The following is a 25656-nucleotide window of genomic DNA, read 5'->3' as shown; positions in this document are numbered from 1 at the left end:
TCCGCGACGGTGCATGCTTCCTGATGTAAAGAAAGTTAGACATCCGGAGGGTCATCGTGGGGTACATCGAACGCATCACCTGGTCGCAGATGATCGCCAGTCTTGCCGGCGGCATCGTGTACCTCGCCATCGTGTTGCCGCAGCTCGCGACGCGAGCGATCGGCGAGATCGAGTGGATCGCCCCCATGCTGTGGACGATCGGCGGCGCCATCGTCGCTTCGATCGTGGTCAGCATCCTGTGGGGCATTGTCGCGGGCATGGTGAACCGCGACGACGCATCCGCCTCCGACCAGCGTGACCGCGAGATCGGATGGCTCGGCGACCGGGTCGGGCAGGCGTTCCTGGTGCTCGGCGGGGTTGGGGCGCTCGCCCTCGTGATGCTCGAGGCGGAGCGATTCTGGATCGGCAATGTGCTCTTCGCGGGGTTCATGCTCTCCGCCCTGCTCGGCGGCCTCACCCGCGTCATCGCCTATCGGCGGGGTTTCTGATGGGCGGCAAGCCGACCCGGGTGACCAACAGCATCCGAGTCCTCCGAGCCCACCACGGCGATATGACGCAGGCCGAGCTCGCGCGCCGGGTCGGCGTCACACGGCAGACCCTCATCGCAATCGAGCAGGGCAAGTATTCGCCCTCACTTGAGCTCGCGTTCCAGATCTCCCGCGTCTTCGGGGTCGGCCTCGACGACGTATTCCAGTACCCGACAAGCACGGAGGACCAGCAATGAATGCCCAGGCCACCGCCCCCACCACCATGACCGCCTGGGCACAGCACCATTACGGCGGCCCCGAGACAGTCGAAAGCAGAACGATCGACGTGCCCGCGCCGGCCAAGGGCGAAGTGCTGCTCAAGGTGTGCGCCACGAGCATCAACGCCGGCGACATCCGTGTCATGCGCGGCGACCCGATGCTGGTGCGCGCCGTCTTCGGCCTGCGACGTCCGCGCGTGGGCGTTCGAGGCATGGATGTCTCCGGCACCGTGATCTCGACCGGTCCGGGCGTCGACGACTGGAGTGTGGGCGACGAGGTTGTCGGCCAACTCCCCGGCGGCGGCCTCGCGCCCTACGTCATCGCACCGGTCAAGCGCTTGGTGCGGCGTCCCGCAACGGTGTCCGCAGCCCTCGCCTCGACCCTGCCCATCGCGGGCGGCACCGCCTGGCAGGCGCTCGAGAGCACTGGGGTGCGGGCCGGTTCGCGGGTGCTCGTGATCGGGGCATCCGGCGGGGTCGGTACCTTCGCCGTGCAACTCGCAGCCCTGCGCGGAGCGGAGGTGTGGGCACTCTGCGGCCCGCGCAACAGCGCCCTCGTGGAGGCACTCGGCGCCGCGCGCACCTTCGACTCCCGCAGCACCGACCTCGCCGCCTTCGACGCCGCAAGCTTCGACCAGATCATCGACATCGTCGGCACGACACCCCTACCGACGCTGCAGCGGCGCCTGCGTGAGGGCGGCGCGCTCTCCATGATCGCCGGCACCGGCGGTCGCGTGTTCGGGCCGATGGGGCGCATCCTGCAGGCCGGTGCGCGTTCCATCGGGTCGCCGCGAAAGCTCAAGGCCCTCACGGCGATGCCGAAACGGGAGGTGCTTGCCGAGCTCGTGCAGCTCGTCGCCGACGGCAAGCTCATGCCCGTGGTCGAGCGGGAGTACCCGATGCACGAAGCCGACGACGCCCTCAGGCACGTGGATGCCGGGCACACCGTCGGCAAGGTCGTCGTGCTGGCGGAGTGAGGCGGGGGCGCGGCGTGTGACGGCACGCGCTCGGAATCGACGAACGGTCCCTATGTTCCAACCACAATCGACCCGAGGTGCGTGAACGATGCCGAGATCTGGTCGCCCTGGTTGACGAAGACTGCGTCAGTGAGGCCGCCCGTCAGCACAATGTCGCCCGCACGAATGTGCTTGCCGCGGGCTGCGAGCGAGTTCGCCGCGAGGGCGAGCGCCTCGCCGGGGTGGCCCTGCACGGCGGCGCCCGTCGCAGTGTCGACGACCTCCCCGTTGACGCGCAGCACACAGGCCTCCAGCGCTAGGTCGATGTCGCGGGGATCGAGCGCCGTGCCGCCGATGTAGTAGCCGGCCGATGAGGCGTTGTCCGCGATCACGTCGGGCATCGCGAAACTGAAGTCGCGGTAGCGGCTGTCGATGATCTCGAAGCCCGCGTGCACCGTACCCACGGCGGCCATCGCGCTCGCCACAGTCACACCCGGCCCCACAAGGTCTGCCTTCATCGTGAAGACGATCTCCGGTTCGATGCGTGGGTGGATGAAGCGTTCGAGGTCAACCGGCACGCCCGCTTCGAGGTACATGCGGTCGGTGATGACGGCCGTAAGGGGCGAGTCAATGCCCATCCGGAGCTGCTTCGCCCGCGAGGTGAGTCCCAGCTTGACACCGACCACCGTATGGCCGTTGGCAACCTTGTCGTCGATGACCGCATCCTGCACCTGATATCCGGTCGGGATGTCGAGCTCGGCCCACTCATCGGTGATGCGGGTGATGTCGCGGCGCTCCGCCTCCGCGTCGAGAAGGTGGCGGGCGGCGCGGTCGATGGTCCAGTCAGTCATTCGGTGCCTCCCGACACGGTCGAAACAGGAGCGAAGCGAGTCGTGACCGTCCCAAGCCCGGCGAAGGTCGCCGAGACGGTGTCACCGGGCGCGACCTCGACGGCACCGCAGAGGCTGCCCGGCATGATGACCGAACCAGCCTCGAGGGTGACGCCAAGACGACCAAGCGTGTTGGCGAGCCACACGAGGGCATTGACCGGCGAGCCGAGCACGGCAGCACCGGCACCGCTTCCGACGACCGCGCCGTTCTTATGCAGAACGCATCCTGCACCCGCCAAGTCGATGGCATCCAGCCGTACGGGCTTTGTGCCAAGAACCACCGCGCCCGAGCTCGCATTGTCGGCGATGGTGTCGAAGAGGGAGATCTCCCAGTCTGCGATGCGCGAGTCGATGATCTCGAGGGACGCCAGGGCGAAGTCGATGGCACGGAGGGCATCCGCCGCTGTCACACCGGGACCCGAAAGCGGTGACCCAAGCACGAGCGCGATTTCGGGCTCAACCTTCGGCGCGATGAAGTATCCCGTCGGCACCGGCTGCGAGTCGAGCAGGAACATGTCATCGAGCAGGAACCCGTAGTCGGGCTCACTCACGCCGAGCTGGTGCTGCATCGCTCGCGAGGTCAAACCGACCTTGTGCCCCTTGACCGCGCGGCCCTCCGCCAGGCGGGTCTCGAGCTGATGCTGCTGGATCGCATAGGCGAGCGAGATGTCGCCGCCGAAGTCGTCCGCGATCGGGGCGAGCGGTTCGAGGCTCTCATAGGCGTCGAGGAGGCGGGCCGCGGCATCCGCTGTGCCCATCACTTCGTCTCGCTCTTGAGGGTCGCGCCGACGGCGAAGAGCTCCGGTTCGCACTCCGTGACGGCAACACGGATGCTGTCGAGCGGCGCGTCGAGGGTGTCGGCGACCGCCTGGGCGACCTGCTTTATGCAGTTCTGCACGACCGCACGGTCGCGACCCTTCACGAGGGTGATCTGGACGATGGGCATCAGTGATCCATTTCTTCAGGGGATGAGGCGTCGTCGGCCGGTTCGTAGCCGAAGTCAGCGGAGAGGCGGGCCGCCGCCGAGAGCAATGCGTCGATGACGGCCTGCTCTGGCGGGTCGGGCAGGTAGTGGATCGAGCCGATCACAGCAAGCGTGCCGAGCAAGCTGCCGCCAGCTTCGAGCACAGGTGCGGCGATTGCGTTGACACCGAGGTAGGTCTCCTCGGGAGCGGCAGCCCAGCCGCGTTCGCGTGCTACGGCGACTTCTTCCGCAAGGCGCTCGCGATCGGTCACGGTCTGTTCGGTGCGCACCTCGGGCTCCAGGTCGGCCCACGCTGCAAGCTGCTCCTCGCTGCCGAACGCGAGGGCGATCTTCCCTTGCGCCGCCGCGTTGAAGCCGAACTGGGTTCCCGGGTGGAACAGGATGTCGAGCGGAGCGCGCCCGGGCAGCACTTCGAGCACGACGACACCCTGGTCGTTGACCTGCGAGAACACGACCGTCTGGCTCACCTCGTCGCGCAGATGCTCCATGTGCGGGCGGGCGACCGTGACAGCGCTCGATTGCGATGCGATGCGGTTGCCGAGCAACACGAGCCGCCATCCGAGCTCGTAACGACGGGTGGTCGCGCTATGCCGCACGTACCCGGCGGCACGCAACTGGGTCAGATGTCGATGCACGCGTGCCTTCGGCAGGCCGATCTTGTTTGCGATCTCCGAGACTCCGAACGACCCCGAACCTTCGAGCATCGCGTCGATGATGCGGAGCGCGGTGATCGAGGCAGATGCCGCGACATCCGTCACGCCGGTGGTGTGCGTGGCCATGTGAGTCCCTTTGTGTCAGCGCGTCTCGCCTGCCGAGACGACATCGGTCTAGTAAACCGTGTCGAGGAGACGCTCGCTGAAGACGTGGTAGCGCTGCGTGTTGGGCTTTTCGCGGTCCTCCGGGAGCACGACGCGGAACGACGAGACGCCCCGGTTGTGCTGCGGCAGAAGGAAGCAGCGGATGAACGTGGTGCTCTCGTCCGGGGTCGTCGGCGCCAGCACCGGCAGCACGCCTTTCTCCGCCCAGGCCTCGCCGGGTCGGTAGGTGTTGCGCGTGCCCTCGGTCTCGATCGTGATCTCGCCGTTGCGGCAGATGCGCACGCCGGGACCCTGGTGGTTGTGGGTCCAGGCGGTGCCGCCGGGCGGGAATGTGACACTGTCGAGCCGCATCAGCCACCGGAAGCGCGGGTCGAGGTCGAACTCGGTCGAGAGGGCGAGCTCTGATGTCGCTGCCGGCGCCGAACGCAGCGCCTGGGAGCGCTGGGCCTGCTCAGGCGAAACGAGTTCCCACCGCCAGATCGTGGCACCCTCGGCACCGACCCGCACGGTGAGCTGGCCCTCCGTGACCATGCCGCTCTCAGCGCTCAGGAACTGCGTGGTCGTGTCGGTTTCGAGGTGTGCCGACCCTTCCCGCAGGTAGATCGCGCGCGCTCCCCCCGGCAGGTAGACGGGGGGTGCCGACGGTGGGATCACGTCGGTGAACAGCATCATGGTCGGCGTTGACATCGCGCTCCTCGCAGGGTTTGTCTCGCTGATCAATATACATAGATCGTCAAGCGAGACAAAAGTTGACATTGTCGGGTGGCATCCGGCACGCTTCATTCGCGGGCCGCACGAGTCACGACGAGTCGCCGCCCCCAAATGTCCGCAATCAAAGGAGATTTCCCATGGCATCCCAGGCCACTGAAGAGACCGCGACAGGTCCCTGGTACCGCGGAGCGACCAAGAACCAGTGGCGTGCCTTCGCGGGCGCCTACATGGGCTGGATGCTCGACGTGATGGACCTCATCATCTTCTCGTTCGTCATCACCTACGTGATCGCCGAATTCGATGCGGATGCTGGGGTCGCCGGTCTCGTCGCATCCGCCACCCTCATCGCATCAGCGTTCGGCGGCATCGTCTTCGGCTTCATCGCTGACCGCATAGGCCGCACGAAATCCATGATGCTGAGCATCCTCTGCTACTCGATCGGAACCCTGCTGTGCGGTTTCGCACCTAACCTGCAGATGCTCTTCGTCTTCCGCATCATCGTGGGGCTCGGCGTGGGTGGCGAATGGGGCGCCGGGGCCGCGCTCGTCTCCGAGACGTGGCCCGCCCGCCACCGCGGCAAGGTCATGGCGTGGGTTCAGAGCGCCTTCGCGACCGGCTACGCGCTCGCCGCCATCGTCGCCGCGATCGCGATCCCGCTCGGCGGCTGGCGCTGGGCGTTCTTCGTGGGCGTGATCCCCGCCGTGCTCGCGTTCTGGGTGCGCCACAACACGGAGGAGCCGCAGATCTGGAAGGACTCCAAGCGCGTCAGCGCCAAGGGTGCCGTCAAGAAGCTCTTCGCCGAACATCCGAAGGCCGTGCTCGCGTGCCTCGGCTTCACGGCCGCGGCGTCGTGCGGATACTGGGGCCTCTTCACCTGGATCCCGAGCTACCTCGCTACGCCCGTCGCCGAGGGCGGCCAGGGTCTCGACCTGCTGAAGTCGACCACCTGGATCGTGATCATGCAGGTGGGTGCCGCCGCTGGCTTCATCAGCTTTGGCTACATCTCCGACCGCATCGGCCGCCGCAAGACCTTCATGTCATTCTTCGCCGCCGCCGCGATCATGGTGCCCGTCTTCATGTTCATCCAAGGGGATGTCGCGATCATCATCTTCGGAGCGATCATGGCGTTCGTCGGCACCGGCTTCTACAGCGGGTTCGGCCCCACCTTCGCCGAGCTGTTCCCGACCGAGATCCGGGCCTTCGCGCAGGGCTTCATCTACAACACGGGCCGCGCCATCAGCGCTGCGGCACCCGCGATGGTCGGATTCCTGTCGATCGCATACGGACCGACGTGGGCGCTCGCCAGCACCGCCGGCTTCTACCTGCTCGCCGCCGTGCTCGTCTTCTTCTTCCTTCCCGAGACGAAGGGCAAGATGCTCGAGAGCGACTCCGTCAAGACTGAGGCCGTCGCGACAGCGTAACCGTCGACACTTCCGCACTGAGTGGCCAAACTCTCCGACTCGGCACGACCGAGCGCGGGACAGTTTGGCCACTCGGCGTTTGCATGAGAACGCCCGCAGGGGGATTAGGCGCGCGTTCCTGAATCCTGAGGGGGCGCATCCGTCGCGAGCGCGACCGCGTGCAGCACCTGTGCGACCGAGGGGACGCCCGTCGCCCGCTGCACCTCTGCTCCGTCGGGCGAACGGATGATCACGGTGGGCGTCGCCACGATGTTGTCGAGTTCCGCCAGGTCAGGATGGGCGGCGATGTCGCGCTCGACCAGCGACAGGCGCGGGAGCATCCGCTCGACCTGGTGCAGCACAGTGCGGGTCTGGCGGCAGGCGGCGCAGAAGCTCGACGAGTACAGCTCGAGCTGCACCCCCTGCGCCGGTTGGTCCATAGTTCGACCGTACGCCAGGCCACGTCGACGGGGTCACCGCAACTACGGAAGAACGGCGACACGCCGCCGGATCTGACCGGCCGTCTCGGTGTGTCGCCGAATCTCCGAAGTTGCAGTGGAGACCCGTCAGATCAGATCACTCAGTACGCGTTCGATGCGGGCGCGGATGTCGTCGCGGATCGGCCGCACCGCCTCCAGGCCCTGGCCGGCGGGGTCGTCGAGCTCCCAGTCCTCGTAGCGCTTGCCGGGAAAGATCGGGCACACGTCGCCGCAGCCCATCGTGATGACGACATCCGACTCCTGCACGGCATCCGTCGTCAGCACCTTGGGCTGCTCGCCCGCGATGTCGATGCCGAGTTCCGCCATCGCCTCGACCGCGATCGGGTTGATCTGATCGGCCGGCATCGACCCGGCGGAGCGCACCTCGATGCGGTCGCCCCCGAGGTGGCGTAGGAAGCCGGCGGCCATCTGGGAGCGGCCCGCGTTGTGCACGCAGACGAAGAGAACGGAGGGCTTGCTTGAGGTCATTTGGATGCTCCTTGCTGGGGGGATGGCCCGGCAGATTGCAGGGCATACGGGTCGGTGTTGAACCACTTGCGGGCCAGCCAGAGCGACACGTAGACGAGGCCGACGAGCACCGGCACCTCGATCAGCGGTCCGACGACCCCGGCGAGCGCCTGACCGGATGTCGCGCCGAAGGTTCCGATGGCGACGGCGATCGCGAGCTCAAAGTTGTTGCCCGCGGCCGTGAAGGCGAGCGTTGTGGACCTCGCGTATCCGAGACGCAGCGCGCGACCCGCGAGCAACCCCACGAACCACATGACGGAGAAGTAGGCGAGCAGGGGCAGGGCGATGCGCGCGACATCCGTGGGGTTCGACGTGACCTGCTCACCCTGCAGGGCGAAAAGCAGCACGATCGTGAACAGCAGGCCGTACAGCGCCCACGGGCCGATGCGGGGCACGAACTTCGTCTCGTACCATTCGCGGCCCTTGCGGCGTTCCCCGATGAAGCGGGACGCGAACCCCGCCAGGAGGGGGATGCCGAGGAAGATGAGCACGTTGACGGCGATCTCCCCCATCGAGATGTCGAGCCCCTGCGTGTCGAGCCCGAGCCAGGCCGGCAGCAGGGCGAGGTAGAACCAGCCCAGCACCGAGAAGGCAAACACCTGGAACACCGAGTTGATCGCCACCAGCACGGCGGCGGCCTCGCGGTCTCCGCAGGCGAGGTCGTTCCAGATGACGACCATTGCGATACAGCGCGCGAGCCCCACAATGATGAGGCCGGTGCGGTAGTCGGGCAGGTCGGGCAGCAGCAGCCAGGCGAGCGCGAACATGAGGGCGGGGCCGACGAGCCAGTTGAGCACGAGCGACGACACGAGCAGCTTCTTGTCGCCCGTGACGGCGGCCACCCTGTCGTAGCGGACCTTCGCCAGCACCGGGTACATCATCACGAGCAGGCCGAGCGCGATGGGCACCGAGATGCCACCGATCTCGAGGCGCGCGAGCAGCTCAGACAGTCCCGGCACGAAACGCCCGAAGACCACCCCGCCGACCATCGCGAGGGCGATCCAGAGGGGAAGCCAGCGGTCAAGCGTCGACATGCGACGAGCAGCGGATGCCACGGGCGTGGCCTCCGTCGCGATGCTCACGCTTCCGCGCCCACCGCTGCGCCGGGGCGAAGGCCGATCTGGATCACGGGCGGGGCGCAGCATCCGCCCGCCGCCTCGTCGCCGAGGTCACCGGAGCCGCCGCAGACACCCGTCTCGGGCAGCACGAGTTCGTTGCGTTCGGCGGCCTCGCGGTCGCCCGCGAGGTGCGCGACGACACTGCGCACCTGCTCGTAGCCGGTGAGGGCGAGGAAGGTGGGGGCCCGGCCGTAGCTCTTGGCGCCCACGATGAAGAATCCCGGCTCGGGCTGGGCGAGCTGCCTCGCGCCCGTCGCCGCGACCGTGCCGCAGGAGTGGAGGTTGGGGTCGATCTCTGAGGCGATTCCCGCGACCGCCTCGAGGGCGGGGTCGAGGTCGATGCGCAGTTCGGAGAGGATGCTCGTGTCTGGGCGGAAGCCGGTGAGGGCGTAGACGTGTGCGACGTCCGCGATCTCGCGGCCATCCTGCGAGACGACGGTCACGCTGTCGCCCGCGGTGCGGAATTCGGCCACCCGGAATCCCGTCACCAGGGTGACGAGGCCCGCATCCACCAGCTCGCGCGCACGCGCACCCAAGGCGGCACGCTCGGGGAGCCCGTCCGAGTCACCGCCGCCGAAGACATTCCCTGCGCTGCCACGGCGCAGCGCCCACGTCACCCGCGTTCTCGGCTCCCTCCGCCCGAGCTCGGCAAGCCGCAGCACCGCGTGGATGGCCGAGTGTCCGGCGCCGACGACGACCAGGTGGCGCCCCGCGCACTCGGAGACGTCATCGGGAATCCGGTAGGAGACGCGGCGATTGCCCGGCTCCCCCAGCGCGGGGAGGCCGTCGGCACCCGCCGGGGCGGGGCGCTGCCAGGTGCCGCTTGCGTCGATGACGGCGCGAGCGAGCATCCGTTGTTCGCTGCCGTCTGGGCCGACCGCGTGCACGACGAAGGGCTGTGCGGCGCGATTGCTGTCGGCGACCTTGTCGCGGCCGAGGCGGCTCACCCCTGTGACCCGGGTTCCGAAACGGATGCGGTCACCCAGGGCATTCGCGAGAGGAACGAGGTACTCGCTGGCCCACTTCGCGCCGGTCGGGTAGCCGCTCGCCGGGGCCGTCCAGCCCGTCGCTTCGAGAAGGCGGGCGGAGGCGGCATCGACGAGCTCGGGCCATGCGGAGAACATGCGCACGTGGCCCCACTCCGACACGGCGGACCCGGCGGTCGTGCCGCGCTCGAGCACAATCGCGTCGAGGCCGCGCTCACTCAGGTGTGCCGCCGCGGCGAGACCCTGTGGGCCCGCGCCGATGACGATGACGGGGTACTGCGACATCCGCTCTCCTCAGATTGAGAAACTTCGATACGACGACTGTGAGCTATCTATCGAAGAATGTCAATACGTGGAATGATGGTGACATGACCCTGCCCGCCACTGTCACCGACGCGAACTGCTGCAGCACCGGCGCAACGCCAGCGATCAGCGTCGACGAGGCCGAGCGCATCGCCCGCGTCTTCAAGGCGCTCGGCGACCCCACGCGCATCCGCCTGCTCTCCCTCATCGCCGCCGGCGAGCGCGGCGAGGCCTGCGTCTGCGACCTCACAGAGCCCGTCGGCCTCTCGCAGGGCACCGTCTCGCACCACATGAAACTGCTGACGGATGCCGGGCTCGTCACGCGCGAACAGCGCGGGCGGTGGGCCTACTACGCCATCACCGACGGCGCACTGGAGGCCGCAGCCAAGGCGTTGAGCGCAGTATGAGCATCACGCCGGAGCACCTGACTCAACATCATGGTGAGCATGGGCAGCGTGCCTACGAACTGGACCGCAGCACGAGCTTGCGCAACTCGTCGTACCAGAGCACGGTGGAGCCCAGCGCTATGCAGATGGCCCACTGAGCGAAGTCGAGGCTGGCGGTGCCGAAGGCGAGCTGCAGGAATGGCAGCTGCACGACCGCGACCTGCAGCACGGCGCCGAGGCCGATCGCACCCCAGAGCCAATGGTTGGCGAACAGGTCACGGAAGGCGCTGCTCGTCTCGGAGCGTGCATTGAGCGCATTGAACAGCTGGGCGAAGACGAGGGTCGTGAACCCCGCGGTGCGCGCCACCTCAAGGGAGTCGTCACCCTCCACAAGTCCGCCTGGCAAGAACAGGTCAATCGCGAACAGCGTCGCGACGGCCATCACGAGTCCAATGGAGACGATGCCGCCCCACATTCGACCGTCGATCGCCCGATCGGTGAGCGCGCGGGGCCTGCGCGCCATCACGTCGTCGACTTCGGGATCCACCCCCATCGCAAGAGCTGGGGCGGAATCGGTGATGAGGTTGATCCACAGGATCTGGGTAGCGAGCAGGGGCAGCACGAGCGCCTCGCTGCCGGGCTCGGACAGCCCGATCACGCCCGCGAGCACAACCCCCAGGAACACCGTGAGCACCTCTCCCACGTTGGAGGACAACAGATAGCGCAGGAACTTCTTGATGTTGTCGAAGATCATCCGGCCCTGGCGCACGGCCGCGACGATCGTGGCGAAGTTGTCGTCGGCGAGGATCATGCGCGCGGCCTCCTTGGTCACCTCGGTGCCCGTGATGCCCATCGCGACGCCGATGTCCGCCGCCTTGAGCGCCGGGGCATCATTCACGCCGTCCCCTGTCATCGCCACGATCTGCCCGTCCGCCTGGAGGGCATCAACGAGCCGCAGTTTGTGTTGCGGCGCCACTCGGGCGTAGACGCACACCTCCCGGGTCAGCATCTGTAGTTCGTCATCGTCAAGGTCGTCGAGTTCCGCGCCGCTGGCGACTCGCGCCGGCGCCGTCACGATGCCCAGATCCGTCGCGATCCTCGCGGCCGTGGCGGGGTGATCGCCGGTAATCATGACAATGCGGATGCCTGCCCGGTGGGCCTCCGCGATCGCCGCCCTCGCCTCGGCTCTCGGCGGGTCGATGATGCCGACCGCCCCCAGATACACCAAGTCGTGCTCGAGGGACTCGTCGAGCTGCGTCCAGCGCTCCCCCTCGTTCTCCCTGCGATACGCGACCCCCAGCGTGCGGAAGGCCTGACCTGACAGCGCCTCCACGGCGTCGAGCGCCCGGCGGCGCAGCTCCTCCGTGAGTGGCACCGCAGTGTCACCCCACTGGATGCGTGTGCAGCGACCGAGCAGCACATCGGGCGCACCCTTGCTGAAGAGGACGAGCCTGCCGTCGTTCGTGTCGCCGTGCACCGTCGACATCATCTTGCGCTGAGAGGTGAAGGGAATCTCCTCGCGCCGCTCGAACCGCTCGCCCGCCCGCGGGTCTCGCTCGAGCTTGCGCGCCGCGACCAGAAAGGATGCCTCGGTGGGGTCACCCTGGATGCGCCATTCCGCATCCACCTGAGTTAACTGCGCGTTGTTGGCGAGGCACCCCGCGGTCAGCACGGCCTGCACCTCGCGCCGCTGCTGCCCCGAGAGCTCCTCGCCGTCGCTCAACACGGCTCCCGAGGGCTTGTAGCCGACCCCCGAGATCTCAGCCCGCCCCGAGAGGGTGACCACCCGCTCGATCGTCATCTCGTTGCGCGTGAGCGTGCCCGTCTTGTCTGTGCAGATCACCGATGCCGACCCCAGCGCCTCGACCGAACTGAGCTTCTTCACGACAGCGTTGCGCTTGGCCATCCGCTGCACGCCGATCGCCAGCACGACCGAGAGGATCGTGGGCAGACCCTCCGGCACCGCCGCGACAGCGAGGGAGACGCCGAGGAGCAGCACCACGACGAAGTCGCTGGGTGTCCTCACTCCCGAGAAGAGCACGATGGTGATCATGACGACGAGCGCCACCGCCACGACGACGACCCCGAGCATCCTGCCGATGCGCGCGGTTTCAATCTGCAGCGGCGTTGGGGCCTCCGTGGTTTCGTCGAGCATCTGGGCGACGGCCCCCACCTCGGTGTGCATTCCGGTGCCCGTGACGACGGCGCGGCCAACACCCTGCACCACGGAGGTGCCCTTGTAGACCATGTTCACGCGATCACCGAGCGAGGTACTCCCTCTCAGGGTCCCCGCCGACTTGGTGACAGCCTCGCTCTCTCCCGTGAGCGACGCCTCCTGGATGCGCAGTGCGCTCGCGGTAACGAGCCGCGCGTCCGCGCCGACCGAGTCTCCCTCGGCCAGCACCAGGATGTCGCCCCTCACCAGTTCCGCCGAGGGAACCGTCGCCAGCGCGCCGTCCCTCATCACGGTCGACATCGCCGCGGTCATCGTGCCGAGCGCCGCCACGGCATCCTCCGCCTTTGCCTCCTGGGTGTAGCCGAGTACGGCGTTGAGCACGATGATCGCGGCGATCACGACCGCGTCGATGGGCACGCTCTCCGCCCCCTCCAGTAGCCACGCGATGAGCGAGATCGCTACGGCCGTGAGGAGGAGGTAGGTGAGGGGTTCGCGGAACTGCGCCAGGAACTTGCGCCAGGCGGGCACGGGGGGAGCGCCGCGCAGCTCGTTGGGTCCATCGTCAGCGAGGCGCCTAGCCGCCTCCTCGCTCGAGAGGCCCGCGGCCGGATCGACCCCAAGCCGCTGCGCGACGACGCTGGCGTCGAGCAGGTGGAGGTCGGCGACCGGGCCCGTCACGAACGCGTCGCCAGACACCAGGCGGTGCTCCAGTTCGCCATCGCCGCTCCCTCCTGCAGGAGCTATGAAACGCCTCCCGCCTGAGTAAACGTGGTGACGCGGTCGCTCCCCAGAGAGGACGAGCGGATGCCTCGCCTCAGCGCACCGCGTCGGGCTCTGGTGATCCCATCACGCGTTCAGCTAGGTCGCACGCGCCCGGTTCCATCGCCCCGATGACCTTGTCGGCAACCTTCGCGAGGGCCGCCTTCTCGTCGTCACTGAGCAGGTCGAAGAAGAGGCTGCGCAGTGCGGCCCTGTGGTCGGGTAGTGCGGCGGAGACGGCGTCGCGTCCCGCATCCGTCAGTTCGATCCAGGTGCCGCGCAGGTCGGTCTCGCACTCGCGACGGCGAATGAGGCCGCGCGATTCCATGCGGCGCACCTGGTGCGAGAGGCGGCTCCTCTCCCATCCCATGAGCAGGGCGAGGTCGCCGCTTCGCAGTGCGTTGCGCTCGGCGCTCGCGAGCGTGGACAGCACTTCGAAGTCGGGGGTCGAGATCGAGGCATCCGCCTGCAGTCGCTCCTCGAGGGCGGCGTGGAGCTGGCGTTGCATGACCTGTAGGCCACGCCACGCCATCCACTCGCTGTCGTCGATCTCGGATGCTGCGGCCATGATCCGACAATTGTACCGCTTAGTTGACGCGTCAACCACTACGAGTTATTGTTGACGCGTCACCAATTGGTGACGGAGCTTTCACGAAGGGACTTCAATGTCAGACCTCAAGATCGGCATCATCGTCGGCAGCACCCGTCCGGGCCGTCTCGGCCGCATGGTGGGCGACTGGGTCGAGGCGAACGCCGCCGCCGAAGGCGTCGAGTTCGAACTCGTCGACCTGCACGACTACAAGCTGCCGCTCCTCGAAGAGGCCTACCCCGCCGGCGCCGGCAACTACCAGGGTGACGCCGCGAACGCCTGGGCCTCGAAGATCGGCGAGTTCGACGGCTACCTCTTCGTCACGGGTGAGTACAACCACTCGATCCCCGGCGCACTCAAGAACGCGCTCGACTACGTCGCCGCCGAGTGGAACAACAAGGCCGCCGGCATCGTCAGCTACGGCTCCATGGGTGGTGTTCGCGCAGGCGAGCACCTCCGCCAGGTGCTCGGCGAGCTGCAGATTGCCGACGTGCGCCAGCACGTCATGCTCTCCCTCTTCACCGACTTCTCCGGCATGGCCGAGGGCGCTCCCGCCTTCACGCCCGCCGAGAACAAGGCCGAAGAGCTGCAGACGCAGGTCAGCCAGGTCGTCGCGTGGGCCAACGCCCTCCGCGCCGTGCGCGTCGCGCAGGAGACCGTCGCGGCGTAACCCGCTGCAGACATACGGATGCCCGTCCAGCACTCGCTGGGCGGGCATCCGTCGTTCGGGGCGAGAGTCGAGATGCGGTTCAGCCAGCGCGACGCCGACGCACGAGCAGCACCGCGACGCCGCCGAGGAGCACGAGCAACGCCAGTCCCGTCCACGACACGGCGGGCGACCAGTACTCGTGAATGACGGATGCCGGCGGCGCAAGCTCGTCCGCGCCGACCACGAGCGGGGTCACCTCGAGTCCGCCGAAGAGCAGCGCGAGCGGCGCGGCATCTGCCTGCACCGTGCGGCGGACCTCCTCCCCCGGCAGTAGTTCGCCCGCCTGCTCGGTAGCCTGCGCGGCGGCGAGCCCGAAGGGACCGGCCGCCCACACCTCGGCCGCTCCGCCAAGTCGCACGTTCCCCTCATTCGCAAGGGTGTACTCGACGCTCAAACGACCGGGCGCGAAGGGGATCCACGACGGGGCGAAGCCGACCGTGACATCCCGCACCGCCAGCTGCGGCTGCACCTCGCCGGCGACCCGCAGGTGCACGCGCACGCCGATGCGGGTCGTGACCGTCGAGTCGCCGTCGCGGGCACTGACCCCGACCACGATGCCGGCGGGGTGGTCGCCCGGGGTCGCATCCGCGGGCACGTCGATTCTGACGGGCAACTCGCGGGCCTCGCCTGCGGCGAGCGCCACGCCGCCCTCCTCGAGTCCGCCGACGCTGAGCCAAGAGCCGCCACCGCTCGGCTCGTCGCTGCGGATGTCGAAGGCCCCGTCGGGGCCGACAACCCCGTCACCCACGGTGACCGCGAAGCGGGCATCGCTCGAGCCGAGATTGGTCACGACGATGGCGTCGGAGACGGATGCCCCGGGGTCGACCGTGTGCCGCAGCGAGACGCGATCGTCGTCGCCCGCCGGGGTGACGCTCCACTCGGCAGCAGGCGCTGGGGCGGCGGCAACTGGCACGGGCGCGGCGGCGGCCGGTCCGTGCGCCGCGCCGGGCAGGAGGAACAAGCCGACGAGGGCCGTGGTGACGAGATGTTTCATGGGTCTCTTCAGTCTGGGGGGTGGGATCAGTCGCTCGGGTTTCGATACGCTCGCTGGCGCTCGCTACTCGCGGAACGTGCGGGGCGAGCCAGCCGGCCCGCCCCGCACGCGAGACGGTGCGTCAGTCCGTCGGGAAGACGGTGAGCACGATGTCACTGCCGTAGCGTCCCGCGCGGGCATCAGCGGGCACCTCGAGTGTGAGGTCCGCGCCGAGCACGGTCTCGCCCACGCGGCTCGTGCGGTCCGAGACGGCGAGTGTCGCGGGGCCCTCGAGCGTCGCCGCGGGGCCGGCTTGCGCGCCACCCTCGCTCGCGAGCACCTTGGGCGCCCACCTGAGGTTGTCGGCCTCGATCACGCGGTTGCCGGCGACGAGGTCGCTCGACGTTCCAGACACGGTCCAGCCCTTGCCGAGCGCCTGCACCTCGCCGCGGCTGTCACGCACCGTCACCTCGGGGAGGGTCGCGGTGTTGCCCTCGAACGCGGCGACGCCCTCGGCGACGCTGAGACTCAGCGTGCCAAACGTTCCGGGCGCGGCGACCCGCGCCTCGAGGCCGGCGGCCGAGGCATCCGAGCTGTAGTCGTAACCGACGAAGTCGAAGATGACCTCGCCCACATCGGTGTTGTCGAGGTAGGCACCGCGCACCGAGTCGTACGACGTTGCGCGCGCCTCGAGCTGCTCAGCGCCGGCACCCCTCGCGAAGAGGGGAACGAGCTGGTTCGTGTGCGAGCCCGAGTGCCACGTGACATCCGGAAGCTCGCCCGCCCCACCCGTCATGGGCGTCCACGTGTCGCCCGCGCCGGGGCCGGCGAGGTAGCCGGTCTCGTGGTCGGCGGTGACGATGACGAGGGTCTCCTCCCAGCTACTGTTGGCCTCGACCCAGGCGTTGACCGCCTCGACCGAGTCGTTGAAGTCGATCTGCTCCTCGATGGTGCGGGTCGTCTGGTTGGCGTGGCCAGCCCAGTCGATCGCGCCGCCCTCGACCATGAGGAAGAATCCGTCCTCATCCTGATCGAGCACGTTGAGGGCACCCTTCGTCATCGTTGCCAGCGAAGGCACGTCATTGAAGGGGTCGGTGCCGGGCAGCACCTCGTCATTCTCGAGCCCGGGCCGGTTGTACTGCAGCGTCTCGGCCACCTGCGCGAGTCCGAAGACACGCTCGGGCGTCTCCTCTGCCGCCGCGAGCGCCTCGAAGGAGCTGCGCGCATCGATGAAGGAGTACGGCGTCTGCCCCTGGCTCACCCGAGCGAAGTCGTCGGCGGAGATCCAGGTGTTCTTGGCGGGCCGGGTCGTGTGCGCGTCGGTGTAGTGCGGGTGCCCGCCGCCCATGATGACGTCGAGGTCGCTGTCGATCATCTCGGTCGCGAGGCCCTGGTAGTCGTTGCGGTCGGCATTGTGAGCTATGAAGCCCGCCGGCGTCGCGTGATTGAACGGCACGGATGTCACGAGGCCAGCCGCCTTGCCGACCGCCTTCACCTGCTCGCCCAGGGTGAGGAGTTCCTTGCCCTCGGCGTCGTAGCCGATCGCGCCGTTCTTGGTCTTGACGCCGGTGCCGAGCGCCGTGGCCGCAGCGGCCGAATCGGTCGCGCCGCTCTTGACCCAATCGAAGTCGCCCCACGCCTGCTCGGGCGTGTAGCTGGCACGGCCGTTCGCCGAGAAGTGCGACTGGCCGACCTGCACGGGCCACTCGTCGTACACCTGCATGGGGGCGCCCTCGGAGCGCTCGATCGCGCCCGTCACGGGGTCAACACTCACCTGGTTGCGGGCCGTGCCCGACTCGTAGAGGTTCGCGGCGTCGAACTGGTTGTAGCCACCGCCGTCAGAGATCAGCAGAATGATGTTCTTGGGGGACGGTGCATCCGTCTGGGCCGTTGCCGTCGCAGCGAGCATGGGGCTGGCGACGAGGCACACACCGAGTGCCGTACCTGCCGCCAACGCCGAGCGAGTGCGTGTGAACGCGCTCTTCATGGGTTCTCCTTTGTCACGCAAATGGGGGGTGTCGCGGCTGCGACGGTCCCCACCATGGAGGTGCCGGGTGAACCCCGAATGGGACTCAGGTAACGAGCGGGTGAACGAAGTTGTCTCCCGATTCCCGCCGACGCCGTCGCCTCCTGCGAATGACTGGCTTTCGGACAGATGATCGCGCCGCGGCAGGGTCATCTGCCCGAAAACCAGTCATCCGGGGCGTGACGCTACGCGACCGGCAGCAGGAACCCCTCGAAGAACTCGGGGAGAGAGCCCGCCGCGTCAAGTGGCAGCACGTGCGCGATGTACTGGTCGGGGCGCACGGCCACGATGCATCCGTCACGGGAGATGCCGCGGGTGTCGTAGATGTCGGGCCCGCCGACGACCGCCGTGAAGGTCTTCTCGTAGTCGGTGAGTCCGTAGCGCCCCTTGCTCGGCGCGAGCAGCGCTGGCAGGTCGCTGACGTCGACTTCGTGGTGCGACTGCTGCAGCACGCCCCGCACGTCGAACACCTCGTCCACGTCCACCCCCGTGGGCGTGAATCGGGCGATGAGCGTGGCCTCGAGGGTGCCGCATGCCGCGGCGAGCGCCGACTCAGGCGAGCGGATGTCGCAAGCATCGCCGAACAGGTACAAGCGCCACCGCCCGTCCGCGCGCGCAGCATGGCCGAGCTGCACGTGCTTGCCGTCGGCCACGCGCACGACGGGAGAGGAGTGGAAGCGTTCCCCGAGGGGCAGCCCGGTCGCGAACTCCTGGCGGGCACCCGCGGCGGTGAGCACTGACGGCGCGTACTTGGTGCCGAACCCGGCCGTGTAGCGCCCCTGCTCCGAGAACTGTCTCTGCAGCGCCTCCGGCGTGACCCCGGTCGCGCCGGCCTGTGCGCTCATCATTCCCGCCCACGTGCGGTCGAAGTCGATGAGGCCCTGAGCCACACCGCGGCGCTCCTCCTCATAGGTGCTCAGCAGCGATTCGGGCGCCTGGCCGCGCAGCACGGCCGCCAACTTCCAGCCGAGATTGAAGGTGTCTTGCATCGACACGTTCATGCCCTGGCCCGCCTTGGGGCTGTGCGTGTGGCACGCGTCGCCGGCCACGAACACGTTCGGCACGCCGCCCGTCTGCGCCGAGTTGTCGAAGGCCTCGGCCACGCGCTGCCCGATCTCGTAGACCGACCACCACACGACCTCCTTGACTTCGAGGTCGTGCGGCGCGATCACCCGGCGCGCGGCCGCGATCAGGTCGTCGGCCGTGATGGTGCGGTCGCGCGCCCGCTCGCCCTCCGCCAACTCGCCGAGCTCGATGTAGAAGCGCACGAGGTAGCCGCCTTCGCGCGGGATGATCAGCATGTTCCCGTGCTCCGCCGACTGCACGACTGCCTTGAAGCGGATGTCCGGAAAGTCCGTCGTGAGCAGCGCGTCCATGACGCCCCACGCCTGGTTGGCCGAGTCTCCCCGCAGCTCGGCCCCGAAGGAGCGACGCACGGAACTGCGTGCGCCGTCGCATCCGACCACATACCTGGCACGGACCACGGATGTCGCGCCCTCGGCATCCCGGATCGTCACGTGCACGGGGTGCGAGTCGCCTGGCACCTGCTCGAGGCTCACGAGCTCGGTGCCGTATCGGGGTGCCAGGCGCGCGGGGCCGTTCGCCATGCAATCGGTGAGGAACTCGTGGATGCGCCCCTGGTTGAGGATGACGTGCGGCATTTCCGAGAGGCCGTCCTCGACATCCCTCACCCGGCCGTTGCGCACGATGCGGCTCGGCTCGGCCGGGTCTGGTCGCCAGAAGACGACTTCGTTGACCCAGTACGACTCCTCGAGCACCCGGTACGCGAAGCCGAAGGCCTCGAACATCTCGATCGTGCGGCAGGCGACCCCGTCGGCCTGGCCGAGCTCGAGCGGCCCGCGGCGCTTGTCGACGAGCATGGTGCTGATTTCGGGGAACTGGGCGAGCGACGCACCGAGCACGAGCCCCGCTGGTCCGCCGCCGACGACGAGCACGTCGACGACGTCATCGCCAGAGGGCGCGTGCATCGCATCGGGCGCTTGCGGCTGCACGTGCGAGTCTCCCGCGTGGTAGCCGTTGAGGTAGAACTGCATCGTTGCCCATCCTTCGTCTGCGGGCGCTCACGGCCCATAACTACTCTCTGACAGCAGAAAAACTGCCGCAATACACTTCTTCTGTGAAGAAGAACGCTATCCAGGCGCGGCCCACCTACGTCATCGAGTCCGTCGACAACGTGCTGCGCCTCCTGCAGCTCCTGCGCGACTCCGGCAGCCTTCGCGTCACGGATGCCGCCGCCGAACTCGACATCGCGCTCTCCACCGCGCACCGGCTCTTCTCCATGCTCGTCTACCGGGGCTTCGCAACGCAGGACGAGCAGCGGCGCTACGTGCCGGGGCCGGCGATGGACGCTCGGGCGATCCGCGCACCATGGACCCGCGAGCTGCGCGACCTCGCCGCCCCCGAGATGGAGGCGCTCAGCGGCGAGCTCGGAGAGACGATCAACATCATGATCAGGGTGGGCACCGACATCCGCTTCCTCCACACCGTCGAAGGTGGCGCCGTGCTTCGGGTGGGCGACCGCACCGGCAGCGTCGTGCCCGCCCTGCACACCTCGGGCGGCAAGATCATGCTCGCCCACGAACCCGCCGAGAAGGTGCGCGCGCTCTACCGTTCACGGAGCGCCGTGGCATCCGGGCGGACGCTCGATGAGACCTCCCTCGACCGGCTCCTGGGGCAGCTGATGTCGGCGCGCTCGGTCGGCTTCGCCGTCAACCGGGAAGAGAGCGAGGACGGCGTCGGGGCGGTCGGCGTCGCGATCCTCACCCCGGGAGGCGCACCCTTCGCGGCGATCTCGGTCGCGTGCCCCGTCGGCCGCCTCGATCGGCTGCTCGCGCCGGAGACCGTCACGCGGGTGCAGCGCTGCGCCATCGATGTGGCCGAGCTCGCGGCCTCCTACTCGGCTTTTCCACAGGAAGGTGGCGAACCTTCCCGATAACTTGAGACCACTATGGATGACCCTCCCTCTCACAGGCCCCGCCCCCTGCCCATCGTTTCGCTAGTGCGAAGCCTGAGATGGACGGGGGGACCTCATGAATGAGTGGGGCATGCTCGCCATCGGTCTCGTGCTGACCGTGGGCACCGGACTCTTCGTCGCGAGCGAGTTCGCGCTCGTCAATCTCGACCGCAATGAGCTCGAGAAGCGTCGCGACAAAGGCGAGCGTGGGCTCGACGGCACCATCAAGGCGCTGAAGATCACCTCCACGCACCTCTCAAGTGCACAGCTCGGCATCACGCTGACGACACTGCTCACCGGCTACACCTTTGAGCCGGCCGTCAGCGGTCTCCTCCGGGGGCCGCTCCTCGACCTCGGTGTTCCAGAGGCCGCCGTGACGCCGATCGGCGCAACCACGGGCATCCTGATCGCGACCCTGTTCTCGATGATCATCGGTGAGCTCGTGCCCAAGAACTTCGCCCTCGCCGTGCCCCTCGCGACCGCCAAGCTCGTCACGCCGTTCCAGCGGCTGTTCACGGCCGTGTTCAAGCCGCTCATCCTGCTGTTCAACAACACGGCGAATGCGATCATCCGCTCCTTCGGCATCGAGCCGAAGGAGGAGCTCTCGGGCGCTCGCAGCGCCGACGAGCTCTCCTACCTCATCCGGCACTCCGCGCTTGCTGGGCTGCTCGAGAAGGATGACGCTCAGCTGCTGCGCCGCACCCTCCGCTTCGCGAACCACGACGCCTCCGACGTCATGACGCCACGCGTGCGGATGGTGAGCGTCGAAAGTGACGAGACGGCGAGCGCCATCATCACTGCATCGCTCGCCACCGGGTACTCGCGTTTCCCTGTGATCAACGGCACCCCCGACCGCATCGTCGGCGTCGTGCACGTGAAGCAGGCGTTCGAGGTGCCCTTCGACGAGCGCGATGCGATCACGGCAGAGGCGCTCATGAGCCCCGTCCGCACCGTGCCCGAGAGCATGGGCGCCGACCACCTCCTCGGACTGCTCCGCGCGGAGGGCCTGCAGATCGCGATCGTCGGCGACGAGCACGGCGGCACGGCTGGCATCGTCACGCTCGAAGACCTCGTCGAGGAGATCGTGGGCGAGCTGGAGGACGAACACGACCGCACCCGCACGGGCGTGCTGCGCCGTGGGCGTTCGCTCACCTTCGACGCTGGCTGGCGACCCGATGAGGTCTTCGACCGCACCGGGGTCGACATCCCGCAGGGCGCCGACTACGACACGGCCGGCGGCTATGTCACGGATGCGCTCGAACGGCTCCCCGAGCTGGGTGACGAGGTGCGCCTCGAGAACGGCACCCTCCGCGTCGAGCGCATCGACGGACACCGCATCGTGCGCCTCCGCTACACACCAGACGACCCCGATGAGGACCCGAGTCTCATGAGCAGCCACGACCGCACCATCGAGGGCATCCTGAAGGAGGTCGGCAATGAGTGAGTACCTCCCCGGAGTGATCTGGCTCTTCGTGCTGCTGATCGCCAACGCCTTCTTCGTCGGCGCAGAGTTCGCCGTCATCTCCGCCCGACGCTCGCAGATCGAGCCGAAGGCTGAGCGCGGCAGTCGCGCCGCCAAGACGACGCTGTGGGCGATGGAACACGCGACGCTCATGCTGGCCACGAGCCAGCTCGGCATCACGGTGTGCTCGCTGCTCATCCTCAACGTGAGTGAGCCGGCGATCCACCACCTCCTTGAGATCCCGCTGGGGCTCACCGGGCTCACGCCCGAGCTCATCAGCATCATCGCCTTCGCGGTGGCCCTCGCCCTCGTGACGTTCCTCCACGTCGTGTTCGGCGAGATGGTTCCCAAGAACATGGCGTTCTCGGTGCCCGACCGGGCCGCGCTCATCCTGGCCCCCGCGCTCGTCGCGGTCGCCAAGGTGTTCAAGCCCGTCATCTGGACACTCAACACGGTCGCCAACGGCATCCTGCGCCTCTTCAAGGTGCAGCCGAAGGACGAGGCGACGAGCACCTACACGCTCGACGAGGTTGCCAACATCGTCGAGCAGTCTCGCAGGGAGGGCACGTTGACGGATGCCTCCGGCACGCTCGCCGGTGCGTTCGAGTTCACCGAGAAGACGGTCGATGAGGTCGATGTTCCGCTCGATGAGATGGTGCTGCTGCCGCACAACGCCACGCCGGCGGACGTGCGTGCTGCCGTCAGCGAGCACGGCTACTCGCGCTACATCGTCGCGGACGAGCAGGGCCAGCCGGCCGCCTACGTGCACATGAAGGACGTGCTCGACCTGCACCAGCCGGAGCAGGTCGCGGCACCCATCCCCGAGAAGCGACTGCGCCGCCTCATCTCGATCGCGCGCACGGCCGAACTCGAGGATGCGCTCGCGGTGCTTCGCCGCCGCGGCGCCCATGTTGCCCGCACACTCGACCCGAACGGTGAGACCGTGGGCATCCTCTACCTGGAGGACGTCATCGAGGTGCTCGTCGGCGAGATCGACGACGCGACGACGGCCGCGTAAGCGCACCGCGCCGCGTTCAGCGCCCGTCTGCCCTCCGGCAGGCGGGCGCTACACGTTTTGACCCTCCGCCATAGATATTGCTGTAGCGCGGGGCGGAAACTGTAGCCCGGTCGGTTTCAATCAGGGCGCGAAGGCCGTGTGCAGGATGCCCCAGGCGCGACGCGCGACCTCCGGCCGGGCATCCGCCTCTGAGCGCGCGAGGATGCCCGCGAGCATCGAGATCGCGAGCAACACGTCGTCGACGGCGACCTCGGCGCGGATGCGCCCGGCAACCTTCTCCCGTTCGACGATCGCCGCGAGAAGGGCGCGCACTCGGGTCTGCAGGTGAATCGCACGCTCGTCGTCGCGGTGGGCGAACATCATGTCGATGAGCGTCGTGGAGGTGAGGGCCTGCGAGATGACCCGCTCGAGCAGCTCGTCGAGTGTGGTGCGCGGGTCGGCGACGCCGGCCTCGAGGTCGCCGATGTTGTCGTCAAAGACGGCGACGGCGAGCGCGAGCCGGTCGGGGAAGTGCCGGTAGAGGCTGCCCTGCCCGACACCCGCCCGGCGCGCGATCAAGCTGAGCGGCGCGTTGAGTCCGTCGGTCGCGAAGATCTCGCGCGCCGCGTCGATGAGGGCGCGGCGGTTCTGGGGGCCAGCACTGGGCCCGCGATTCCCTTTCACCTTCAACGTCACGGTGTTAGCGTAGCGAGGAATACCGGACAGTGTTGTCCGGTTGACGCCACCGGCCCGCGCGACGCAACACACCTCCCGCCCCAGACCAACAACAAAGGACACTCATGGCACACCTCACAGGAGACTCCTCCGTCGGCACCTGGCTCGACGACCCGATCGGCGGCGCGATCTTCCGCGAACTCCTTACCCAGGCAGGCCAGGACGCTGGCGTACTCAAGCCCGTGCGTCGTCTCGCCCTCAAGCGCCTCGTGAAGCTCAGCAAGGGTCGCTTCAGCCAGGAGCTGCTCGACGAACTCGTCGCACGGGCGGCAAAGGGCGACGTGAACACGGATGCCGCGGCATCCGCTTCCCCGCAGGGTGAAGCCTCGACCGAGCAAGGACTCACCCCGGAGGAGACCGCAATCGAGCGCCCCGAGTGGGTCGAGCGCATCAGCACGGGACGCTTCACGGGCAAGACCGTCATCGTGACGGGCGCTGGTTCCGGCATCGGGCGCGCGACGGCATCCCGTGTCGCGCGGGAGGGCGGTCGCGTCATCGCGGTCGACATCTCGCAGGAGCGCCTCGATGAATTCGCGGCCGAGACCCCCGGCGCCGAGGTCGTCACCGTGACGGCCGACATCACCGACGATGCCGCGATCGCGCGCATCATCGAGGTGGCGGGCGACACGATCGACGCGCTCGCCAACGTCGCCGGCATCATGGACAACATGACCCCCGTGCACGAGGTCGACGACGCCACGTGGAAGCGAGTCTTCAGCATCAACGTCGACGGCACCATGAAGCTCATGCGCGCCGTCGTGCCCGGGATGCTCGCGCGCGCCCAGGGCTCGATCGTGAACGTTGCATCCGAGGCCGCCCTTCGCGGTTCCGCCGCCGGTGCCGCCTACACCGCATCGAAGCACGCCGTCGTCGGCCTCACGAAGTCGAGCGCCTACATGTATGGGCCAAGCGGCCTGCGCATCAACGCGGTCGCGCCCGGCCCCGTCATCACCAACATCGAGGCGAGCTTCGCTTCGGCCCTCGGCGAGCAGCGCGTGCGCGACGGCATGGCGATCATGCCGGATGCCGCAGAGGGCGACCAGCTTGCCGCGTCTATCACCTTCCTGCTCAGCGATGACGGGGTCAACGTCAACGGGCAGGTGCTCGCGAGCGACGGCGGCTGGTCGGCCGCATAGCGACTCCCTTGCAAAGCGAGCGCGGTCCGCGCCACTCCACAAGTGCATTCGCGTTTCAGCCGCAAAAGAGTATGGTGACGTGCATGGCAACGATCCTCCCGATCGAGCTCGGCCCCATGCGATCCCGACACAGCGCCGCAGGGCCAGCCCCCGAATCGCCACTCAACTCCTCAGCTTCCCCGCCCGGCCGGATGGGGGCGTCGAACGCGCCCCCACGCTTCCCCGCATCCGAATCCGTCCGGTGACGCGCGCGCAGCCAGAAGGCACGCCGCAGCCCAGCAGCAGCTCGCCGAGCCTGCACGGGCATTGAGAAAGGCCTATCCATGTCGTGGAGACAAGGTTCCACAATGACCGCGGTCAAGACCGCGGACCCATGCATCAGCACGGAAGCGATCTCGGGAGGCGGCGCACTCATCCGCGTCGACCTCACGGAGATCGAGAGCAAGAAGGCGGCCCGACAGAAGCTTGAGGCGATCACGGCGAAGGCCGAGTCGCTGTCGGCCCGCAACGCGAATCTTCGCCACCTCGTCGTGCTCTTGCACGGTGCGCGCCTGCCGGAGAGCGACCTGATGCCCCTCGCCGGCCGAATCGCGCAGTCACTGCACCAGCACCTCGAGACGACGCGTGGCGCCTACGTCGCCGTCACAGCGCTCGTCGACTCGCCCCCCGTGCCGCCCGAGCTGCTGCACGAGCGCCTCCTGAAACTCGCCCGCTGCGCTCCCGGCATGGACCCCGCCGTCGCGCTCTCGACGCAGGAGATCGTCGGCGAGGAGATCACGCAGGCCTCGGTCGACGAGATCGTCTGACGCCCGTTC

General features: G+C 68.2%; 26 protein-coding genes. 11 read left to right on the top strand and 15 right to left on the bottom strand.

Features of this window, described 5'->3' with window-relative positions; translation table 11 throughout:
• The first annotated feature begins 56 nt into the window (after positions 1 to 56).
• The 3 genes from FVA74_RS00745 to FVA74_RS00735 are packed head-to-tail and all read left to right on the top strand — an operon-like array spanning position 57 to position 1722.
• Positions 57 to 488, top strand: a complete 432-nt coding sequence (locus FVA74_RS00745) for a hypothetical protein (protein WP_147719881.1) — start codon at positions 57 to 59, stop codon at positions 486 to 488.
• Entirely contained in the window at positions 488 to 724 is a 237-nt protein-coding gene (locus FVA74_RS00740) for a helix-turn-helix transcriptional regulator (RefSeq protein ID WP_147719880.1), read from the top strand. Before FVA74_RS00745 ends, FVA74_RS00740 begins: the two co-directional genes overlap by 1 nt.
• Positions 721 to 1722 (top strand): NAD(P)-dependent alcohol dehydrogenase, encoded by a 1002-nt coding sequence (locus FVA74_RS00735; RefSeq protein WP_147719879.1) that lies wholly within the window; start codon positions 721 to 723, stop codon positions 1720 to 1722. The genes FVA74_RS00740 and FVA74_RS00735 overlap by 4 nt, the downstream gene beginning before the upstream one ends.
• Before the next feature lie 50 nt (positions 1723 to 1772).
• Here the strand turns inward: FVA74_RS00735 and FVA74_RS00730 are convergent, their stop codons facing one another.
• Genes FVA74_RS00730 through FVA74_RS00710 form a run of 5 tightly spaced genes read right to left on the bottom strand, consistent with a single transcriptional unit; the run spans position 1773 to position 5081 of the window.
• Positions 1773 to 2552, bottom strand: coding sequence for a 2-keto-4-pentenoate hydratase (locus FVA74_RS00730; RefSeq protein ID WP_147719878.1), 780 nt, complete (start codon positions 2550 to 2552; stop codon positions 1773 to 1775).
• Positions 2549 to 3349, bottom strand: a complete 801-nt coding sequence (locus tag FVA74_RS00725; protein WP_147719877.1) for a 2-keto-4-pentenoate hydratase — start codon at positions 3347 to 3349, stop codon at positions 2549 to 2551. The genes FVA74_RS00730 and FVA74_RS00725 overlap by 4 nt, the downstream gene beginning before the upstream one ends.
• Positions 3349 to 3537, bottom strand: a complete 189-nt coding sequence (locus FVA74_RS00720) for a tautomerase family protein (protein ID WP_147719876.1) — start codon at positions 3535 to 3537, stop codon at positions 3349 to 3351. Before FVA74_RS00720 ends, FVA74_RS00725 begins: the two co-directional genes overlap by 1 nt.
• Positions 3537 to 4355 carry an IclR family transcriptional regulator gene (locus tag FVA74_RS00715; RefSeq protein ID WP_147719875.1) on the bottom strand — a complete coding sequence of 273 codons (819 nt, stop codon included), beginning with the start codon at positions 4353 to 4355 and terminating at the stop codon, positions 3537 to 3539. Before FVA74_RS00715 ends, FVA74_RS00720 begins: the two co-directional genes overlap by 1 nt.
• 48 nt (positions 4356 to 4403) lie before the next feature.
• Positions 4404 to 5081, bottom strand: a complete 678-nt coding sequence (locus FVA74_RS00710) for a cupin domain-containing protein (RefSeq protein ID WP_147719874.1) — start codon at positions 5079 to 5081, stop codon at positions 4404 to 4406.
• Between the two features lie 161 nt (positions 5082 to 5242).
• On the opposite strand from FVA74_RS00710, the gene FVA74_RS00705 reads away from it, so the two are divergent.
• The gene (locus FVA74_RS00705; RefSeq protein ID WP_147719873.1) at positions 5243 to 6526 is read left to right on the top strand and encodes an MFS transporter; all 1284 of its coding nucleotides are present in this window, start codon (positions 5243 to 5245) and stop codon (positions 6524 to 6526) included.
• Between the two features lie 104 nt (positions 6527 to 6630).
• On the opposite strand, the gene FVA74_RS00700 is transcribed toward FVA74_RS00705, so the two are convergent.
• From FVA74_RS00700 to FVA74_RS00685, 4 genes are all read right to left on the bottom strand, one after another.
• On the bottom strand, positions 6631 to 6945 hold the full coding sequence (locus tag FVA74_RS00700) for a thioredoxin family protein (RefSeq protein ID WP_147719872.1): 315 nt from the start codon (positions 6943 to 6945) through the stop codon (positions 6631 to 6633).
• A gap of 126 nt (positions 6946 to 7071) precedes the next feature.
• Complete coding sequence (locus FVA74_RS00695; protein ID WP_147719871.1) at positions 7072 to 7473, bottom strand: arsenate reductase ArsC; 402 nt, start codon at positions 7471 to 7473, stop codon at positions 7072 to 7074.
• On the bottom strand, positions 7470 to 8546 hold the full coding sequence (gene arsB / locus FVA74_RS00690; RefSeq protein WP_147722991.1) for an ACR3 family arsenite efflux transporter: 1077 nt from the start codon (positions 8544 to 8546) through the stop codon (positions 7470 to 7472). The genes FVA74_RS00695 and arsB overlap by 4 nt, the downstream gene beginning before the upstream one ends.
• A 44-nt stretch (positions 8547 to 8590) precedes the next feature.
• Complete coding sequence (locus FVA74_RS00685) at positions 8591 to 9901, bottom strand: NAD(P)-binding domain-containing protein (protein ID WP_147719870.1); 1311 nt, start codon at positions 9899 to 9901, stop codon at positions 8591 to 8593.
• A gap of 83 nt (positions 9902 to 9984) precedes the next feature.
• Between FVA74_RS00685 and FVA74_RS00680 the strand changes: the two genes are divergently transcribed.
• A complete protein-coding gene (locus FVA74_RS00680) occupies positions 9985 to 10326 on the top strand; it encodes a helix-turn-helix transcriptional regulator (protein ID WP_147719869.1) in 342 nt (113 codons plus the stop codon).
• A 52-nt stretch (positions 10327 to 10378) separates the two neighbouring features.
• Here FVA74_RS00680 and FVA74_RS00675 read toward each other — a convergent pair whose 3' ends face one another.
• The gene (locus FVA74_RS00675) at positions 10379 to 13177 is read right to left on the bottom strand and encodes a cation-translocating P-type ATPase (protein ID WP_240792260.1); all 2799 of its coding nucleotides are present in this window, start codon (positions 13175 to 13177) and stop codon (positions 10379 to 10381) included.
• Positions 13178 to 13295: 118 nt separating this feature from the next.
• Positions 13296 to 13808: a MarR family winged helix-turn-helix transcriptional regulator gene (locus FVA74_RS00670; RefSeq protein WP_147719867.1), complete on the bottom strand. Its 513-nt coding sequence runs from the start codon at positions 13806 to 13808 to the stop codon at positions 13296 to 13298.
• 97 nt (positions 13809 to 13905) lie between these two features.
• Between FVA74_RS00670 and FVA74_RS00665 the strand changes: the two genes are divergently transcribed.
• Positions 13906 to 14499, top strand: coding sequence for an NADPH-dependent FMN reductase (locus FVA74_RS00665; RefSeq protein ID WP_147719866.1), 594 nt, complete (start codon positions 13906 to 13908; stop codon positions 14497 to 14499).
• 79 nt (positions 14500 to 14578) lie between these two features.
• Here FVA74_RS00665 and FVA74_RS00660 read toward each other — a convergent pair whose 3' ends face one another.
• The 3 genes from FVA74_RS00660 to FVA74_RS00650 form a co-directional block, all read right to left on the bottom strand.
• Positions 14579 to 15532 (bottom strand): hypothetical protein, encoded by a 954-nt coding sequence (locus tag FVA74_RS00660; protein ID WP_147719865.1) that lies wholly within the window; start codon positions 15530 to 15532, stop codon positions 14579 to 14581.
• A 121-nt stretch (positions 15533 to 15653) separates the two neighbouring features.
• Positions 15654 to 17498 (bottom strand): alkaline phosphatase, encoded by a 1845-nt coding sequence (locus tag FVA74_RS00655; protein ID WP_147719864.1) that lies wholly within the window; start codon positions 17496 to 17498, stop codon positions 15654 to 15656.
• 224 nt (positions 17499 to 17722) lie between these two features.
• The gene (locus FVA74_RS00650) at positions 17723 to 19591 is read right to left on the bottom strand and encodes an FAD-dependent monooxygenase (RefSeq protein ID WP_147719863.1); all 1869 of its coding nucleotides are present in this window, start codon (positions 19589 to 19591) and stop codon (positions 17723 to 17725) included.
• 83 nt (positions 19592 to 19674) lie between these two features.
• Between FVA74_RS00650 and FVA74_RS00645 the strand changes: the two genes are divergently transcribed.
• The 3 genes from FVA74_RS00645 to FVA74_RS00635 all read left to right on the top strand — a co-directional run bounded on the left by FVA74_RS00645 (position 19675) and on the right by FVA74_RS00635 (position 22991).
• Complete coding sequence (locus tag FVA74_RS00645) at positions 19675 to 20493, top strand: IclR family transcriptional regulator (protein WP_168220004.1); 819 nt, start codon at positions 19675 to 19677, stop codon at positions 20491 to 20493.
• A 94-nt stretch (positions 20494 to 20587) separates the two neighbouring features.
• On the top strand, positions 20588 to 21955 hold the full coding sequence (locus FVA74_RS00640) for a hemolysin family protein (RefSeq protein WP_147719861.1): 1368 nt from the start codon (positions 20588 to 20590) through the stop codon (positions 21953 to 21955).
• Entirely contained in the window at positions 21948 to 22991 is a 1044-nt protein-coding gene (locus tag FVA74_RS00635) for a hemolysin family protein (protein WP_147719860.1), read from the top strand. The genes FVA74_RS00640 and FVA74_RS00635 overlap by 8 nt, the downstream gene beginning before the upstream one ends.
• Positions 22992 to 23111: 120 nt before the next feature.
• On the opposite strand, the gene FVA74_RS00630 is transcribed toward FVA74_RS00635, so the two are convergent.
• Complete coding sequence (locus FVA74_RS00630) at positions 23112 to 23666, bottom strand: TetR/AcrR family transcriptional regulator (RefSeq protein ID WP_240792259.1); 555 nt, start codon at positions 23664 to 23666, stop codon at positions 23112 to 23114.
• A 104-nt stretch (positions 23667 to 23770) separates the two neighbouring features.
• Here FVA74_RS00630 and FVA74_RS00625 point away from each other — a divergent pair, with 104 nt between their 5' ends.
• Both FVA74_RS00625 and FVA74_RS00620 read left to right on the top strand, forming a co-directional pair.
• Positions 23771 to 24841: an SDR family NAD(P)-dependent oxidoreductase gene (locus tag FVA74_RS00625; RefSeq protein WP_147719859.1), complete on the top strand. Its 1071-nt coding sequence runs from the start codon at positions 23771 to 23773 to the stop codon at positions 24839 to 24841.
• A 347-nt stretch (positions 24842 to 25188) separates the two neighbouring features.
• Positions 25189 to 25647: a hypothetical protein gene (locus FVA74_RS00620; protein WP_147719858.1), complete on the top strand. Its 459-nt coding sequence runs from the start codon at positions 25189 to 25191 to the stop codon at positions 25645 to 25647.
• Positions 25648 to 25656: the final 9 nt, after the last annotated feature.

This window comes from Salinibacterium sp. dk2585, from assembly GCF_008001035.1.
Classification (GTDB): domain Bacteria; phylum Actinomycetota; class Actinomycetes; order Actinomycetales; family Microbacteriaceae; genus Homoserinimonas.
This window is presented reverse-complemented; position numbering and strand designations above follow the sequence as displayed.

Coding starts and splice junctions, on each gene's coding strand:
- FVA74_RS00740 (WP_147719880.1), top strand. CDS start 488: ATGGGCGGCAAGCCGACCCGGGTGACCAACAGCATCCGAGTCCTCCGA.
- FVA74_RS00735 (WP_147719879.1), top strand. CDS start 721: ATGAATGCCCAGGCCACCGCCCCCACCACCATGACCGCCTGGGCACAG.
- FVA74_RS00730 (WP_147719878.1), bottom strand. CDS start 2,552: ATGACTGACTGGACCATCGACCGCGCCGCCCGCCACCTTCTCGACGCG.
- FVA74_RS00725 (WP_147719877.1), bottom strand. CDS start 3,349: ATGGGCACAGCGGATGCCGCGGCCCGCCTCCTCGACGCCTATGAGAGC.
- FVA74_RS00720 (WP_147719876.1), bottom strand. CDS start 3,537: ATGCCCATCGTCCAGATCACCCTCGTGAAGGGTCGCGACCGTGCGGTC.
- FVA74_RS00715 (WP_147719875.1), bottom strand. CDS start 4,355: ATGGCCACGCACACCACCGGCGTGACGGATGTCGCGGCATCTGCCTCG.
- FVA74_RS00710 (WP_147719874.1), bottom strand. CDS start 5,081: ATGTCAACGCCGACCATGATGCTGTTCACCGACGTGATCCCACCGTCG.
- FVA74_RS00705 (WP_147719873.1), top strand. CDS start 5,243: ATGGCATCCCAGGCCACTGAAGAGACCGCGACAGGTCCCTGGTACCGC.
- FVA74_RS00700 (WP_147719872.1), bottom strand. CDS start 6,945: ATGGACCAACCGGCGCAGGGGGTGCAGCTCGAGCTGTACTCGTCGAGC.
- FVA74_RS00695 (WP_147719871.1), bottom strand. CDS start 7,473: ATGACCTCAAGCAAGCCCTCCGTTCTCTTCGTCTGCGTGCACAACGCG.
- arsB (WP_147722991.1), bottom strand. CDS start 8,546: ATGTCGACGCTTGACCGCTGGCTTCCCCTCTGGATCGCCCTCGCGATG.
- FVA74_RS00685 (WP_147719870.1), bottom strand. CDS start 9,901: ATGTCGCAGTACCCCGTCATCGTCATCGGCGCGGGCCCACAGGGTCTC.
- FVA74_RS00680 (WP_147719869.1), top strand. CDS start 9,985: ATGACCCTGCCCGCCACTGTCACCGACGCGAACTGCTGCAGCACCGGC.
- FVA74_RS00670 (WP_147719867.1), bottom strand. CDS start 13,808: ATGGCCGCAGCATCCGAGATCGACGACAGCGAGTGGATGGCGTGGCGT.
- FVA74_RS00665 (WP_147719866.1), top strand. CDS start 13,906: ATGTCAGACCTCAAGATCGGCATCATCGTCGGCAGCACCCGTCCGGGC.
- FVA74_RS00660 (WP_147719865.1), bottom strand. CDS start 15,532: ATGAAACATCTCGTCACCACGGCCCTCGTCGGCTTGTTCCTCCTGCCC.
- FVA74_RS00655 (WP_147719864.1), bottom strand. CDS start 17,498: ATGAAGAGCGCGTTCACACGCACTCGCTCGGCGTTGGCGGCAGGTACG.
- FVA74_RS00650 (WP_147719863.1), bottom strand. CDS start 19,591: ATGCAGTTCTACCTCAACGGCTACCACGCGGGAGACTCGCACGTGCAG.
- FVA74_RS00640 (WP_147719861.1), top strand. CDS start 20,588: ATGAATGAGTGGGGCATGCTCGCCATCGGTCTCGTGCTGACCGTGGGC.
- FVA74_RS00635 (WP_147719860.1), top strand. CDS start 21,948: ATGAGTGAGTACCTCCCCGGAGTGATCTGGCTCTTCGTGCTGCTGATC.
- FVA74_RS00625 (WP_147719859.1), top strand. CDS start 23,771: ATGGCACACCTCACAGGAGACTCCTCCGTCGGCACCTGGCTCGACGAC.
- FVA74_RS00620 (WP_147719858.1), top strand. CDS start 25,189: ATGACCGCGGTCAAGACCGCGGACCCATGCATCAGCACGGAAGCGATC.